Annotated in this window: 12 protein-coding genes; 11 read left to right on the top strand and 1 reads right to left on the bottom strand. The window is 64.1% G+C overall.

Annotated elements, in window-relative coordinates; genetic code table 11:
• Positions 1 to 25: 25 nt before the first annotated feature.
• From murC to CATRI_RS08650, 11 genes are all read left to right on the top strand, one after another.
• Entirely contained in the window at positions 26 to 1,480 is a 1,455-nt protein-coding gene (murC, locus tag CATRI_RS08700; protein ID WP_290216676.1) for a UDP-N-acetylmuramate--L-alanine ligase, read from the top strand.
• On the top strand, positions 1,477 to 2,136 hold the full coding sequence (locus CATRI_RS08695; RefSeq protein ID WP_290216675.1) for a cell division protein FtsQ/DivIB: 660 nt from the start codon (positions 1,477 to 1,479) through the stop codon (positions 2,134 to 2,136). The genes murC and CATRI_RS08695 overlap by 4 nt, the downstream gene beginning before the upstream one ends.
• A 146-nt stretch (positions 2,137 to 2,282) precedes the next feature.
• The gene (ftsZ, locus tag CATRI_RS08690) at positions 2,283 to 3,473 is read left to right on the top strand and encodes a cell division protein FtsZ (protein ID WP_290216673.1); all 1,191 of its coding nucleotides are present in this window, start codon (positions 2,283 to 2,285) and stop codon (positions 3,471 to 3,473) included.
• Between the two features lie 23 nt (positions 3,474 to 3,496).
• Entirely contained in the window at positions 3,497 to 4,234 is a 738-nt protein-coding gene (pgeF, locus tag CATRI_RS08685) for a peptidoglycan editing factor PgeF (protein ID WP_290216671.1), read from the top strand.
• Entirely contained in the window at positions 4,231 to 4,944 is a 714-nt protein-coding gene (locus CATRI_RS08680; protein ID WP_290216669.1) for a YggS family pyridoxal phosphate-dependent enzyme, read from the top strand. The genes pgeF and CATRI_RS08680 overlap by 4 nt, the downstream gene beginning before the upstream one ends.
• Before the next feature lie 81 nt (positions 4,945 to 5,025).
• Positions 5,026 to 5,505 carry a cell division protein SepF gene (locus tag CATRI_RS08675; RefSeq protein ID WP_290216668.1) on the top strand — a complete coding sequence of 160 codons (480 nt, stop codon included), beginning with the start codon at positions 5,026 to 5,028 and terminating at the stop codon, positions 5,503 to 5,505.
• A 175-nt stretch (positions 5,506 to 5,680) separates the two neighbouring features.
• Complete coding sequence (locus CATRI_RS08670; protein WP_290216666.1) at positions 5,681 to 5,968, top strand: YggT family protein; 288 nt, start codon at positions 5,681 to 5,683, stop codon at positions 5,966 to 5,968.
• A gap of 191 nt (positions 5,969 to 6,159) precedes the next feature.
• Positions 6,160 to 7,152: a DivIVA domain-containing protein gene (locus CATRI_RS08665; protein ID WP_290216664.1), complete on the top strand. Its 993-nt coding sequence runs from the start codon at positions 6,160 to 6,162 to the stop codon at positions 7,150 to 7,152.
• 369 nt (positions 7,153 to 7,521) lie between these two features.
• Entirely contained in the window at positions 7,522 to 10,749 is a 3,228-nt protein-coding gene (ileS, locus tag CATRI_RS08660) for an isoleucine--tRNA ligase (RefSeq protein ID WP_290216662.1), read from the top strand.
• Between the two features lie 10 nt (positions 10,750 to 10,759).
• A complete protein-coding gene (locus tag CATRI_RS08655) occupies positions 10,760 to 11,638 on the top strand; it encodes an EamA family transporter (RefSeq protein ID WP_290216660.1) in 879 nt (292 codons plus the stop codon).
• A 1-nt stretch (position 11,639) separates the two neighbouring features.
• On the top strand, positions 11,640 to 13,028 hold the full coding sequence (locus CATRI_RS08650) for a DNA polymerase IV (RefSeq protein ID WP_290216658.1): 1,389 nt from the start codon (positions 11,640 to 11,642) through the stop codon (positions 13,026 to 13,028).
• Here CATRI_RS08650 and CATRI_RS08645 read toward each other — a convergent pair.
• Complete coding sequence (locus CATRI_RS08645; RefSeq protein ID WP_290216657.1) at positions 13,025 to 13,945, bottom strand: asparaginase; 921 nt, start codon at positions 13,943 to 13,945, stop codon at positions 13,025 to 13,027. The genes CATRI_RS08650 and CATRI_RS08645 overlap by 4 nt on opposite strands.
• Positions 13,946 to 13,962 lie beyond the last annotated feature (17 nt).

Raw genomic sequence — 13,962 nt, 5'->3', positions numbered from 1 at the left:
CGTAGCTCCCTTCAGGAGGCCCCTCATGACCGACGGCACCGTCGACCTCTCCCGTGTCCATCTCGTCGGAATTGGTGGGGCCGGCATGTCCGGGGTCGCCCGCATTCTGCTCTCCCGCGGCTCTACCGTCACCGGTTCGGATGTCAAAGGTTCGCGCCCGGTTCGCGCGCTGACCTCCATGGGGGCGTACATTGCCGTCGGGCATGCTGCGGAAAACCTCATGCTTGCTGGCCAACTGCCCACCGTGGTCGTTGTCTCCTTCGCGGCTATTCCGCAGGACAACCCCGAGCTGGTCGCCGCCCAGGAGCATGGCATCCCGGTGATTCGACGTTCTGATCTGCTGGGCGAGCTCATGGATGGCTACCGCCAGGTCCTCATCGCCGGCACCCACGGTAAAACGTCCACCACGTCGATGGCCGTCGCGGCGCTGCAGGCGGCGGGACTCGACCCGAGCTTTGCCATTGGCGGCCAGCTCAATCGTTCGGGCACCAACGCCCATCACGGTACTGGCGATGCCTTCGTCGCCGAGGCCGATGAGTCCGATGCTTCGCTGTTGCGCTATCGCCCCGATGTCGCCGTGGTGACCAACATTGAGCCCGATCACCTCGATTACTTCGGTACTGCCAAGGCCTACTATCAGGTCTTTGATGATTTCGTGGATCGCATGACGCCGACCGGAACCCTCGTCGTTTGCCTGGATGATATCCACGCCGCCGCCCTCGGCGAGCGCAGCCTGGACAAGGGCATCCAGGTTCTCGGCTACGGCACGACCGAGGCTGCCGCCCTGCACCCCGACATCCCGCTCGGCGCGGAGATTGTGTCCACCAGCTTCCAAGAAGCTGGCACGGTCGCGCACTTGCGTATCGACGACCGCGAGATCACCGTCACCTTGCAAATTCCGGGTCAGCACATGGTGCTCAACGGCGCCGGCGCGCTGCTTGCAGGTCTGCTCGTCGGGGGAGACCTCGACGAGTTGGCTGAGGGGCTGAGCGATTTCAATGGGGTGCGCCGACGCTTCGAGTACCGAGGAACCGTTAGCGCTGGTGAGTTCGCCGGCGTGCGGGTGTACGACGACTACGCTCACCACCCGACCGAGGTCACCGCCGTGCTGCAGGCGGCCCGCCAAAAAGTCGAGGCAGAAAGCGAGGGCGCCCGCGTAGTCGTGGTCTTCCAGCCGCACTTGTACTCTCGGACGATTGAGTTCTCGGAGGAGTTCGCTGCGGCGCTTTCGCTGGCGGATTCCGTCATCGTGTTGGAGATCTTCGGGGCTCGGGAAAAGCCCGTGGAGGGCGTGACCTCCCGCATCATTACCGATTCCATTACCTGCGATGTCGCCTATGAGCCGGACTTCTCCGACACCGTGGACACCCTCCGATCCCGCGTACGCCCGGGTGACCTCGTGCTCACGATGGGCGCGGGCAACGTCACGCTGTTGGCCGGCGAAATCCTCTCCCAGCTGGAAGAGCCCGCCCACCCATGACGCGCAAGAGGATCCTCGCCGCCATCGCCGCCGTCGTGCTGGTAGTGGTCGTTGCCATTGGTGCCGTGTGGGCCTTCCCGGTGTTCACCGTTAAAGGCTACGAGGTGACGGGCAACGTGCACACCTCCCAGGAAGACATCGTTTCGGTTACTGGAGTCGGCCAGGGCCAGAATCTAGCGCGGATCGACGCGGGAGCGGCCGCCGCCAAAGTGGTCACCCTACCGTGGGTGAAATCCGCCACCGTGAGCCAGCAGTGGCCCTCGACTTTGGGCGTGGAAGTAGTCGAACGCCAGGCGGTGCTGTATTCCGTTGAGGGCGACGGCGACCACCTCATCGACGAGGCCGGCCTGCCCTTTGTGATCGATGTTCCCCCGGAAGAGGCCGTCGAGGTCACCGGAGCCGAACGCCAGGAGCCGGAGGTGTTGAAGTCCGTGGCTTCCGTGGTGGCGCAGCTGCCCGAGCCGGTGCGCTTGGCCGTGGCGCGGGTGGATGTTCCCGCCCGCCATGATTTGACCTTCTACTTGCATGATGGCCGCACCGTGTATTGGGGTTCTACGGAAAGTGCCCACGATAAGGCGTTGGCGATGGAGGATGTCCTCGGCCGCGAGGGTCAGGCTTGGAATGTATCCAACCCTTCGTTAGTGACGGTGCGCTAAAACCGCACGTCAGCAACCCTAAAGTAGAGGTTGAGGGTACCGACACGCCGCCGAAATGAGCGGGATAATTTCCTTGCCGTCGCTCATGATGGAAATACAACTCGTTCCATGTACACCCTCACCTTAGAAAGGCGAGACCAGATCCCATGACCTCACCTAATAACTACCTCGCCGTCATCAAGGTCGTAGGCGTCGGCGGCGGCGGCGTCAACGCCGTTAACCGCATGATCGAAGAGGGCCTCAAGGGTGTCGAGTTCGTCGCGATCAACACCGATTCCCAGGCACTGCTTTTCTCCGATGCCGACACCAAGCTCGACATTGGCCGCGAGGCCACCCGTGGTTTGGGCGCCGGGGCGAACCCGGAAGTGGGCCGCACCTCTGCCGAGGATCACAAGAACGAGATCGAGGAAACCCTCAAGGGTGCCGACATGGTCTTCGTCACCGCCGGTGAGGGCGGCGGCACCGGAACCGGCGCGGCCCCCGTGGTCGCTGGCGTGGCCAAGAAGCTGGGCGCCTTGACTGTTGGTGTCGTGACCAAGCCCTTCAAGTTTGAGGGCCCGGCGCGTAACCGCAAGGCAGAAGAAGGAATCGAGGAGCTGCGCGCAGTCTGCGACACCCTCATCGTCATCCCGAATGATCGCCTTCTGCAGCTCGGTGACGCCACCTTGTCCATGATGGATGCCTTCCGCGCCGCGGACGAGGTTCTCCACAACGGCGTGCAGGGCATCACCAACCTCATCGTCACTCCCGGCGTGATCAACGTCGACTTCGCCGATGTCCGCTCCGTTATGTCTGACGCCGGCTCCGCGCTCATGGGCGTGGGTTCCGCGCGTGGCGATGACCGCGTTATGAACGCCACCCTTCAGGCCATCAACTCCCCGCTGCTTGAATCCACCATGGAAGGCGCGAAGGGACTGCTGCTCTCCGTCGCCGGCGCTTCCGACTTGGGCCTCATGGAGGTCAACGAAGCGATGACGACCGTCCAGGAGCAGTCGGACGAAGACGCCAACATCATCTTCGGCACCATCATCGACGACAACCTCGGCGATGAGGTTCGCGTCACCATCGTGGCCACCGGCTTCGACGCCAATCGCAACAGCCCGCCCGCCGCCGTTACCCGCGACGAGGCAGCCGAGTCCGTCACCCCGGCACCCTCCACGGAGGAGCGCGGGCGCCTGTTCGGCGGCGCCGAGCGCGAGCGCAGCGCAGAGACCGTCGACGATGGCCGCCACCACTACCGCAACGAGCCCAGCAACGGGGGCCTGTTCACCTCCCGCGACTCCCGCGGTACGAGCTCCCCGGATGATGATCTGGATGTGCCCGACTTCTTGCGTTAAACCACTGCGCTAACCTCTAGGGCATGTCCCAGAGCTACTCGCGCAGCAACGAGGTTCACCGCCCCGTCCGCATGGTCTTTACTACCCGTGCTGGCGGGGCGTCGTCGTCCCCTTATGATTCCTTCAACTTAGGCGACCACGTCGGTGACGACCCGGCCCATGTCGCCGCTAACCGTGACCGGCTGGCCTCGGTCCTCGGCTTGGACCCGAGGAACCTCGTGTGGATGGAGCAAATTCACTCCCCACACGTCACCGTCGTGGAGGGTCCGGTCTCAGCACCGGTGGAGGCGAGCGATGCGATCGTGACCACCACAAGGGGTTTGGCCCTCGCGGTTTTGGTGGCCGATTGTGTTCCCGTCCTCCTGGCCGACCACGTCAACGGCGTGGTCGCGGCCGCTCATGCCGGGCGCCTAGGCGCTCGCAACGGCATTGTGGCGCGCACTGTCGAGACGATGCTTTCCCTCGGCGCAACGCCGGGAACCATCCAGGTGCTGCTGGGCCCGGCGGCTTCGGGGCGCAACTATGAGGTGCCCGCGGCGATGGCCGCGGACGTCGAAAAGCACTTGCCGGGATCGCTGAGCCGCACGGCGAAGGGGACCACCGGGCTGGACATCCGCGCCGGGTTGGTGCGGCAGCTGATGGGGCTCGGGGTGACCGCCATCGAGGCTGATCCACGCTGCACCATCGAAGACGAAGACTTTTTCTCCCACCGCCGAGAGGACATCACCGGGCGCCAGGCCGGATTGGTGTGGTTGCCATGACCGGGGACGCGCGCACCGAAGAACTCCGCGTCAACCTCTCCGCCCTGACAAAGCGTATCGACGCCGCCGTGGCCGCCGCCGGTCGTACGCCCGGCGATGTCCGTCTCCTCCCGGTCACCAAGTTTCACCCGGCCGAGGATGTCGCCCGGCTGGCCACGTTGGGCGTGACCGACGTGGGTGAAAACCGGGAACAAGAAGCCCGGGAGAAGGCGGCGGCCGTGCCGCAGGTGCGCTTCCACATGATCGGGCAGATTCAAACGAAGAAGGCCAATGCGGTCGCGCGGTGGGCCGCAGGCGTGCAATCGCTCGATTCGGTCCGCCTAGCCGAGGCGCTCGACCGGGGCATGGCCTTGGCGCTGGAACGCGGCGATCGCAGCAGTGCGCTCCTGCCGTGCCACCTGCAGCTTTCCGCCGATGGGGATACCGCTCGCGGGGGAGTAGGGGAGAAAGACCTCGCGGAGCTCGCCGCTGCGGTCGAAGCGGCAGGTCACCTGCATCTCACTGGCCTCATGGTCGTCCCGCCGCTCGGGTCCTCCGCGGCGGAAGTTTTCTCCTGGGCACGGAAGTTGTGCGATGACTTGGCTCAGCGATACGGACGTCCGATGGATTTGTCCGCGGGCATGTCAGCCGACCTGGAGGAGGCGATTATAGCGGGGACAAATATGGTGCGTGTCGGAACCGGAGTGCTGGGAAAGCGGCCAGTAGCGTAACTGTTAGTTGCATCGCAATTACACACCTTCAAGCCCTGCCAGCTGCATTAATGGGTTGCTGACCCCGGGAGGATACCCCACATGTCGATCATCAAAAACGCGAAGGAATTCTTCGGCCTGACTCCGTACGACATGGAGCACGAAGATGCCTACTACGACGACGAGCCGCGCTACCGCTCCAGCGGTTCTTCCGCTTACGCTCCGGCCCCGGCGTATGAGCGTGACTCCTACTCGCGTGAGTACGCCCCTTCCCGCGTGGAGCGCCCCTACACGGCCGCACGCGCCGCAGTCGAGTTCGTTGAACTGTCTTCCTACGGCCAGGCTGCCACCATTGGAGAGCCCTTCCGCGACGGCGATGCCGTGGTCTTCGACCTGACCCGCATGGAAAACGGCGAGAACAAGCGAGTCGTCGACTTCGCCGCTGGTCTTTGCTACGCCGCCCGCGGCCGCATGGTCAACGTGACCAAGCACCTCGACTCGCATCGCACCGTCTTCGCCATCATTCCGGAGACCGCGGACATCTCCACCTCTGAGCTCGAGCGCGCCGCCGGTCTGCGCTAGGTTTTCTGCGCTAGGAACCTGCTTTAGCTGGCAAGCTCAGGCCCCTTCACCAGCACCTCGTTCGTCCCCGCGTGGGGCGGCGGGGTGCTGTTTGATTTGCAAAGGAAGAGACGGTTATCAGGCTCTGAAGATGTAACAAGGCTATTCACAGGCGGATCTATTAGAATTCGTTGGCGTGACTCTAATTGGAACCATCCTTTATCTTCTGTTGAGGCTCTACTCGCTCGTTCTCGTTGCCAGAATCGTCATCGAAATGATCCGTTCGTTCTCGCGTGAGTTTCAGCCGCCGCAATGGTTCTACTACGTCGCCGAGCCGATTTTCGTGGTTACTGATCCTCCGGTGAAGGCATTGCGCAGGATTATTCCGCCGCTGCGGCTGGGCGGAGTCGCCCTCGACATGTCGGTGATTGTGCTGTTCTTCGTACTCATGATCCTGCAGATGGTCGTTCTGGCCGTCTTTTAATTCCCCTCATTGCAGGGGAGGAATAGCCAAGACTGTCAACGTCCGGTAAAGATTTATAGTGTCTGTCGGGCCGTGGACCACCTAGGGGGACTACACTCGAACTGGACCGCAAAGTATCATTATTGGAATAAGCATCGTGTGGGTCCCCCGCACGGCCCTACGGGGCTTCATAAAACTCGAAGGGAACGCCAATGCCGCTGACACCAGCTGACGTGCACAATGTCGCTTTCAGTAAGCCGCCGATCGGCAAGCGTGGTTACAACGAGGACGAGGTAGATCAGTTCCTCGACCTCGTAGAGGACACTCTCGCCCAGCTTCAGGACGAGAACGACGACCTGCGCGCACGCGTCGAGGAGCTCAGCTCCAACGGCGGACGTGCCCCCGTTGCCGCCGCAGCTCCGTCCGCCTCCTCGGTGGATGAAGGCGCTATGCGCAAGGACATTGAGGCGAAGCTCCGTAACGAGTACGAAGCAAAGCTCAACGATGCTCGCCGCGCCACCGAAAAGGCCCAGGCTGATGCCAAGGCCGCGAAGGATGCCGCCGCTAAGGCTCGCTCCGAGGCAGACGCAGCGAAGAAGCAGGGATCTAGTGCTCCCGTCGCCGCCGCGGCTCCGGTAGCTGCCGCTGCCGCCGCTGGTGGGGCCGTGGGCGCCGATACTCACATGCAGGCCGCTAAGGTTCTGGGCCTGGCGCAGGAGATGGCTGATCGCCTCACCTCCGACGCGCAGCAGGAGTCCAAGGCCATGCTCGATGAGGCCCGGGCCGCCGCCGAGAAGCAGCTCACCGACGCGGACAACCAGTCCCGTTACCAGCTGGCGGATGCCGCCAAGAAGGCCGAAGCTCAGCTTGCTGGCGCCAACAGCCAGGCCACTGCCCTCATCGCCGACGCGGAGAAGAAGGCCGAGGAGACCACCTCCCAGGCCAACGCCCGCGCCGAGGCTCAGATCCGCCAGGCGGAAGAGAAGGCCAACGCCCTTCAGGCCGACGCCGAGCGCAAGCACACCGAGATCATGGCCACCGTCAAGCAGCAGCAGTCGGTGCTGGAAACCCGGATCTCGGAACTGCGTACCTACGAGCGCGAATACCGCACTCGCCTCAAGACCCTGTTGCAGTCCCAGCTTGAGGAGCTCGAATCCCGTGGTTCCTCCGCCCCGACCGGCGGCGGAAACAACGGCAACAACTAGGCTCCACCTAGCTCGGTAGTTCGCTCAGTGCTCCCCACCCGGGTCCTCTTCGGAGGACTCAGGCGGGGAGCATCTGCATGTGACGGGAAAGGGTGTATAGTGTCCACGTATCGCCACCGAGAGGTGGCTCAACGCTAAACGTAGACGCATTGATCCGGCTATCACCGGGGAGCATCCGGAAGAACGGCCCCGCGACACGGGGCTTAGTAGAACCGGACGGGTGGGACCGTGATTGACCTTCACCACGAAACGAAGTGGGGCAGCTGAGATTGTGTTCGGTTGTCCAAGCAGGGTGGTACCGCGCGATTACATCGCGTCCCTGGGCCCTTTGAGTAGTTTTTCGTGAGTGAAGGAAGAGTGACTAGCGCAATGAGCGAAGCCAACGGCGCCGACAACAAGTCCGGCAAAACCGGTGTGGGCGGGGTATACCCTCGCGTAGACATGACCGGGGGCTCCACCCGTTTCCCGGAGATGGAAGAAAACGTCCTCAGCTACTGGCAGGACGATGAGACCTTCCAAGCTTCCCTAGCCAACCGTCAGGGCTCGCCCGAGTACATCTTCTACGATGGCCCGCCCTTCGCCAATGGCCTTCCGCATTACGGTCACCTGCTCACCGGCTACGTCAAGGACATCATCCCGCGTTACCGCACCATGGCGGGCAACCACGTCCCGCGCGTGTTCGGCTGGGACTGCCACGGCCTGCCCGCGGAGTTGGAGGCGGAAAAGCAGCTCGGAATCACGAACAAGAGCCAGATCGAAGAGATGGGTCTGGCAAAGTTCAACGACTACTGCGCTACCTCGGTGCTGGAATACACCAATGAGTGGGAAGAGTACGTCACCCGTCAGGCTCGCTGGGTCGATTTCGACAATGGCTACAAGACGATGGACCCCGACTTCATGGAGTCCGTCATGTGGGCGTTTAAGGAGCTGTATGACAAGGGCCTGATCTACCAGGGTTTCCGGGTCTTGCCGTACTCCTGGGCAGAGCACACCTCGCTGTCCAACCACGAGACCCGGCTCGATGATTCCTACAAGATGCGCCAGGATCCGACCCTCACGGTCACTTTCCCGGTGACCGGCGCGGTCGAGGGCACGGCTGCTGCATCGACGCTTGCCGCACATCCCGAGCTTGGTAACGCCGCCGCTCTCGCCTGGACCACCACGCCGTGGACCCTGCCGTCCAACCTGGCCCTCGCCGTCCACCCGGAGGTGGAGTACTCGCTCGTGCGCGTGGGGGCAGATGGCCTGGCTGAGTTCGCTGGCCAGACCTTCCTCCTGGCCACCAATCTCGTCGGTGCCTACGCCAAGGAATTCGGCGAGGACCGCGAGGTCGTCTCCACCTTCCTCGGTGCCGAGCTGGAGGGCCTGAAGTACCAGCCGATCTTCCCCTATTTCGAAGATCAGCCCAATGCTTTCCAATTCCTCAACGCGGACTACGTCACAACTGAAGACGGCACCGGCATCGTCCACCAGGCCCCCGCCTTCGGTGAGGACGATATGGCGACCTGTAAGAAGTACGGAATCGACGTGGTCATTCCCGTCGACATGGATGGCGAGTTCACCTCCCTCGTCCCCGAGTACGAGGGCCAGCTCGTCTTCGATGCCAACAAGGACATCATCCGCGACCTCAAGGCCGCGGGTCGCGTGGTGCGCCACCAGACCATCGAGCACTCCTACCCGCACTCTTGGCGTTCCGGCCAGCCATTGATCTATATGGCGCTGCCGTCGTGGTTCGTCGCCGTGACCAAGTTCCGCGACCGCATGGTCGAGCTCAACCACAATGAGATCGAGTGGATGCCGGAGCACATGCGCGATGGCCAGTTCGGCAAGTGGTTGGAAGGTGCCCGCGATTGGAACATCTCTCGTTCCCGGTACTGGGGTTCCCCGATCCCCGTGTGGGTCTCTGACGATGACGCCTACCCGCGCGTCGATGTTTACGGTTCCCTCGCGGAGCTGGAGGCAGATTTCGGTGTACGTCCGAAGTCGCTGCACCGCCCCGACATCGATGAGCTCGTGCGCCCCAACCCGGATGACCCGACGGGCAAGTCCATGATGCGCCGCGTGCCTGAGGTCCTGGATTGCTGGTTCGAGTCCGGCTCGATGCCCTTCGCCCAGAAGCACTACCCCTTCGAGAACAAGGAGTGGTTCGAGACCCATTCCCCGGCCGACTTCATCGTCGAGTACTCCGGTCAGACCCGCGGGTGGTTCTACACCCTGCACGTGCTCTCCACGGCGCTGTTTGATCGCCCCGCCTTTACCAAGGTGGTTGCCCACGGCATCGTGTTGGGCAATGACGGGCTGAAGATGTCCAAGTCCAAGGGCAACTACCCGAGCGTGAACGAGGTGTTCAATCGCGACGGCTCGGACGCCATGCGGTGGTTCCTCATGTCTTCGCCGATCTTGCGCGGCGGCAATCTCATCGTCACCGAGCAGGGTATCCGTGATGGCGTGCGCCAAGCTCTCCTGCCGATCTGGAATGCTTATTCCTTCTTGCAGCTGTACTCCTCGAAGCCTGCTGAGTGGTCGGTTGACTCCACCGATGTGCTCGATCGCTACATCCTGGCGAAGCTCCATGACCTTGTCGCTAACGTGGACACCGCCTTGGCCAACACCGACATCGCCGACGCGACGGACGCCGTCCGCCAGTTCGCCGACGTATTGACCAACTGGTATGTCCGTCGTTCGCGGGATCGTTTCTGGGCCGGTGACACCGAGCACCCGGAGGCCTTCAACACGCTGTACACCGTGCTCGAGGTGCTCACCCGCGTCACGGCTCCGCTGCTTCCGTTCGTCTCGGAGGTCATCTGGCGCGGCCTGACCGGCGAGCGTTCGGTTCACCTGGCTGATTACCCTGCCGCCGAGCAGATCCCGGCGGATCCGGCGCTCGTGGAGGCCATGGATGCCACTCGCGGCGTGTGCTCCGCGGCGTCGTCCGTGCGTAAGTCTCACAAGCTGCGTAACCGCCTGCCGCTGCCGGCTCTGACGGTGGCGCTGCCGGACTCCGGCAAGTTGGAGGCTTTCGCCCCGATCGTGCGCGATGAGGTCAACGTCAAGGAGGTCATCCTCACCAGCGACGTCGACTCTGTCGGTACCTTTGAGGTGGTGGTCAACGCAAAGGTGGCCGGCCCGCGTCTGGGCAAGGACGTCCAGCGCGTGATCAAGGCCGTGAAGTCGGGTAACTACGAGCGCTCCGGCGACAACGTCATCGCCGATGGCATCGAGCTGACCCCGTCCGAGTACACCAAGCGCCTCGTCGCGGCGAACCCCGAGTCCACCGCGCGGATCGACGGGCTCGATGGCCTCGTCGTCCTCGACCTCACCGTCACCGAGGACCTTGAGGCCGAGGGTTGGGCCGCTGACGTTATCCGTGGCCTGCAGGATGCCCGCAAGGCCACCGGGCTGGAGGTCTCCGATCGCATCGCGGTGGAGCTGTCGGTGCCGGAGGACAAGCTGGAGTGGGCGTCCCGCCACCAGGAGCTCATCGCCCGGGAAGTCCTGGCGGTGACTTTCAACATCACCACTGAAGAGCTGTCGGCGGAGAACGTCCACGACGTCGTTAAGGGAGCCACTGCGAGCGTGGAAAAGGTTTCCCAGTAATCTAGCTCGCATGAGTAGGTTTCCTCGCCCCGGGACGGGTATCGCGGCTCCAGCCGTGATGGTCGCCTCGGGGCTCAGCCTTTATGCCGGAGCCGCCGTCGCGGTGGGGCTTTTCGACGTCCTCCCGCCCATCATCGTCGCCTGGTTCCGCATCTCCTCGGCTGCCGTTATCCTGCTGGTTCTGGTCCGCCCTGGAGTCCGGGCCTTCCTCGGCCGCGACGGGGCCCAGGCGGCGATTTACGGCATTGCGACGATGGGCATGAACATGAGCTTCTACGAGGCCATTGCCCGGCTGCCGTTGGGCACGGCCGTGGCGGTGGAGTTCCTCGGCCCCGTCCTCGTGGCGGCCATTGGTTCCCGAAGCATTCGCGATTGGCTGGGGTTGCTCTTGGCCACCATCGGCGTCGTCGTTATCTCCGGCGCCGTCTGGTCGACCTCGGCGTTGGGTCTGTTCTTCGCCTTGCTCGCCGGTGGCCTGTGGGCGGTGTACATCGTCGTCGGCTCCCGCGTCGTGGGCGGAACGGCCAACCCGCGCAAGTCGATGACTGTCGGCTTTTCCATCGCAGCCGTCATCGCTTTGCCTCTCATCGTTGCGCTGTGGCCTGATGACGTCGCCATGCCGGGCACCCAATTGCTGGGCCTCGCGCTCGGCCTGGGCGTTTTGTCCGCCATCATCCCTTATTCCCTCGACCAGGTCGTGATGAAGATGGCCGGACCCTCGTACTTCGCCCTTCTCCAGGCGCTGTTGCCGGTGGTGGCCGCCCTGCTCGGGGCGATCGCTTTGCAGCAGTGGTTGAGCGGGGCGGAGCTCGTCGGCATCGCGCTCGTGGTCGCCGCCGTTGCGATCGTGCGACAGCCGGTGCCCAAGCCGGACGATCCATTGGTGTGACATGCAACGCTGGGTCCTGCACATCGACATGGATGCCTTTTTCGCTTCCGTCGAGCAGTTGACCCGCCCCACCCTCCGCGGGCGGCCGGTCCTGGTGGCGGGCGTATCCGGGCGGGGAGTGGTGGCCGGGGCGAGCTATGAGGCGCGAAGTTTCGGTGCTCGTTCGGCCATGCCCACGCAGCGAGCCGCCCGGCTCATTGGCTATTCCGCCGTGCTCGTCAGCCCGCGCCATGCGGTGTATTCGGCGGCGTCGAGACGCGTCTTTGAACTCATTTCCACCCACGTGGACGTGCTCGAACAGCTCTCCATCGACGAGGCCTTCATGGAGCCCGCGGAGTTGGTCGGCGCGAGCCCAGAGGAGGTCCGCCGCTGGGCTGATAACCTGCGCGCGCTCATCCTGCGGGAGACTGGACTACCCAGCTCCATCGGGGCGGGTACGGGAAAACAATTCGCCAAAATTGGTTCCGGGGAGGCGAAACCCAACGGCACGTTCGTCATTCCGGCGGAGGAGGAACTAGAAATTCTCCACCCCATGGCGGTGGGAAAGCTGTGGGGCGTGGGCCCCGTGACCCAGGCGAAGCTCGCCCAGATTGGCATCGAAACGATCGGAGATCTGGCCGCCCTGAGCGAGAAGGAGGTTGCCATCTCCCTGGGCGGGACGATGGGGCCAATGCTGTGGTCCTTAGCGCGCGGCATCGATGATCGCCCCGTCGAGCCTCGCGCCGAGGCGAAGCAGATCTCCGCCGAGCACACCTATCCCCGCGACCTCACCACCCGCGGCGATGTCGATGCCGCCGCCCGCCGCGCCTTCGATCAGGCCCATCGCCGTTTGCTTATCGACGGTCGCTGCGCCCGCACCGTCTCCGTCAAACTCAAGATGGCAGACTTTCACACCGAGTCGCGTTCCGCGACGATGGGATACGCCACCGATGATGAGGAATCCTTGCGCGCGACCGCCTTCCGTCTCCTGCGCTATCCCAGCGAGGTGGGACCGATTCGCCTGGTCGGCGTCGGATTTTCCGGCCTGGAGCAGACCCGGCAGGACGTCATGTTTCCCGAGCTTGATCGCCACACCACCGTCGCTCACTCCACCGGGACGGATGATTTCGAGTCGGGCGTCAGCGACAATGCCACCCCACCGACTGAGATCGTGACCGATTTCGCCGTCGATGAGTCGGGCTGGCGAGCCACCCAGGATGTCCATCACCCGGAGTTTGGTCATGGGTGGGTGCAGGGCACGGGTCATGGGATCGTGTCGGTGCGTTTTGAAACTAGGGCTACCGGCCCCGGCAAGACCCGTACCTTCGACGTCGATGACCCAGACCTCACGGCGGCTGACCCATTGGCCAGCCTCGCGTGGGACGAGTGGCTGGCCGCAGAAGACCGCTAAAGCATGTCGGCAATCGGGTGGCCACCGGCCAACGCCACGATGAGGGCAATGCGCGATTGCCCGGCGCGGAGGTAGCCGGAACCCACGGCACCCAAAGACCCTAAGGTGGCACCCCCGCCCGCGCCGCCATAAGCCAGCGCCACTTCACCGGCGGGAACCCGGGTGGTGACGACTACGGGGATACCCGCCGCCAAGGCCGCGGCGACGCCCTCACCCATCGCCGGGCCCATGTTGCCGGAGCCGAGGGCCTCGACGACGATGCCCTGGGCGCCGGCGGAGACGGCGGCGTCGATAAGCTCTCGTCCGGCCCCGGGCCAGGCGGCGACGACGGGCACGACCGTGCCAGCGAGGGGCACAACGGGGACAGCCTTGGGGCGGCGATCCTCGCGGGGGGTGGTGGAAATGAATGCGTCAAGCTCGCCGGTGTGGCGCTTGGAGGCCCCGCGCGCCGGGATGGTCCAGCCGCCGAAAGCGATGAGCACTCCCTCGCGGCGGGAGAGGGGATCGGCGGCCAGGCGGATGGCGTCGACGAGATTGCCCACCCCATCAGAGGACGGGTGGTCGAAGGAGCGCTGCGCGCCAGTCAGTACTACAGGGCGGCCGTCGGCGTGGAAGATGTCAAGGGCCAGGGCCGTTTCCTCCATGGAATCCGTGCCGTGGGTGATGACGATGCCGTCTACGTCCGGGTCGGCCAAGTCGGCGTGCACGGCCGCGATGATCCCGTCGAGCTCGCTCAACGTGATCGCCGAGGAGTCCAGTCGGGTGAGGTCGCGCACGGTGACGGAGATGTGATCGGGGAGCGAGGGGAGGGCGGCGTCGAGTAGCTCGCGGCCACTGACGACGGGGACGAACGCCCCAGATTCGTCGGCGGCAGAGGCGATGGTTCCCCCGGTGGTCAGCAGCATGATGCGGGTCATCCCACCACCATGCCACA

Origin of the sequence: Corynebacterium atrinae, from assembly GCF_030408455.1 — a bacterium.
GTDB classification, from domain to species: Bacteria; Actinomycetota; Actinomycetes; order Mycobacteriales; family Mycobacteriaceae; genus Corynebacterium; species Corynebacterium atrinae.
The sequence above is the reverse complement of the archived record's forward strand: the minus strand, read 5'-3'. Positions and strand labels throughout refer to the sequence as shown.

Coding starts and splice junctions, on each gene's coding strand:
- murC (WP_290216676.1), top strand. CDS start 26: ATGACCGACGGCACCGTCGACCTCTCCCGTGTCCATCTCGTCGGAATT.
- CATRI_RS08695 (WP_290216675.1), top strand. CDS start 1,477: ATGACGCGCAAGAGGATCCTCGCCGCCATCGCCGCCGTCGTGCTGGTA.
- ftsZ (WP_290216673.1), top strand. CDS start 2,283: ATGACCTCACCTAATAACTACCTCGCCGTCATCAAGGTCGTAGGCGTC.
- pgeF (WP_290216671.1), top strand. CDS start 3,497: ATGTCCCAGAGCTACTCGCGCAGCAACGAGGTTCACCGCCCCGTCCGC.
- CATRI_RS08680 (WP_290216669.1), top strand. CDS start 4,231: ATGACCGGGGACGCGCGCACCGAAGAACTCCGCGTCAACCTCTCCGCC.
- CATRI_RS08675 (WP_290216668.1), top strand. CDS start 5,026: ATGTCGATCATCAAAAACGCGAAGGAATTCTTCGGCCTGACTCCGTAC.
- CATRI_RS08665 (WP_290216664.1), top strand. CDS start 6,160: ATGCCGCTGACACCAGCTGACGTGCACAATGTCGCTTTCAGTAAGCCG.
- ileS (WP_290216662.1), top strand. CDS start 7,522: ATGAGCGAAGCCAACGGCGCCGACAACAAGTCCGGCAAAACCGGTGTG.
- CATRI_RS08655 (WP_290216660.1), top strand. CDS start 10,760: ATGAGTAGGTTTCCTCGCCCCGGGACGGGTATCGCGGCTCCAGCCGTG.
- CATRI_RS08650 (WP_290216658.1), top strand. CDS start 11,640: ATGCAACGCTGGGTCCTGCACATCGACATGGATGCCTTTTTCGCTTCC.
- CATRI_RS08645 (WP_290216657.1), bottom strand. CDS start 13,945: ATGACCCGCATCATGCTGCTGACCACCGGGGGAACCATCGCCTCTGCC.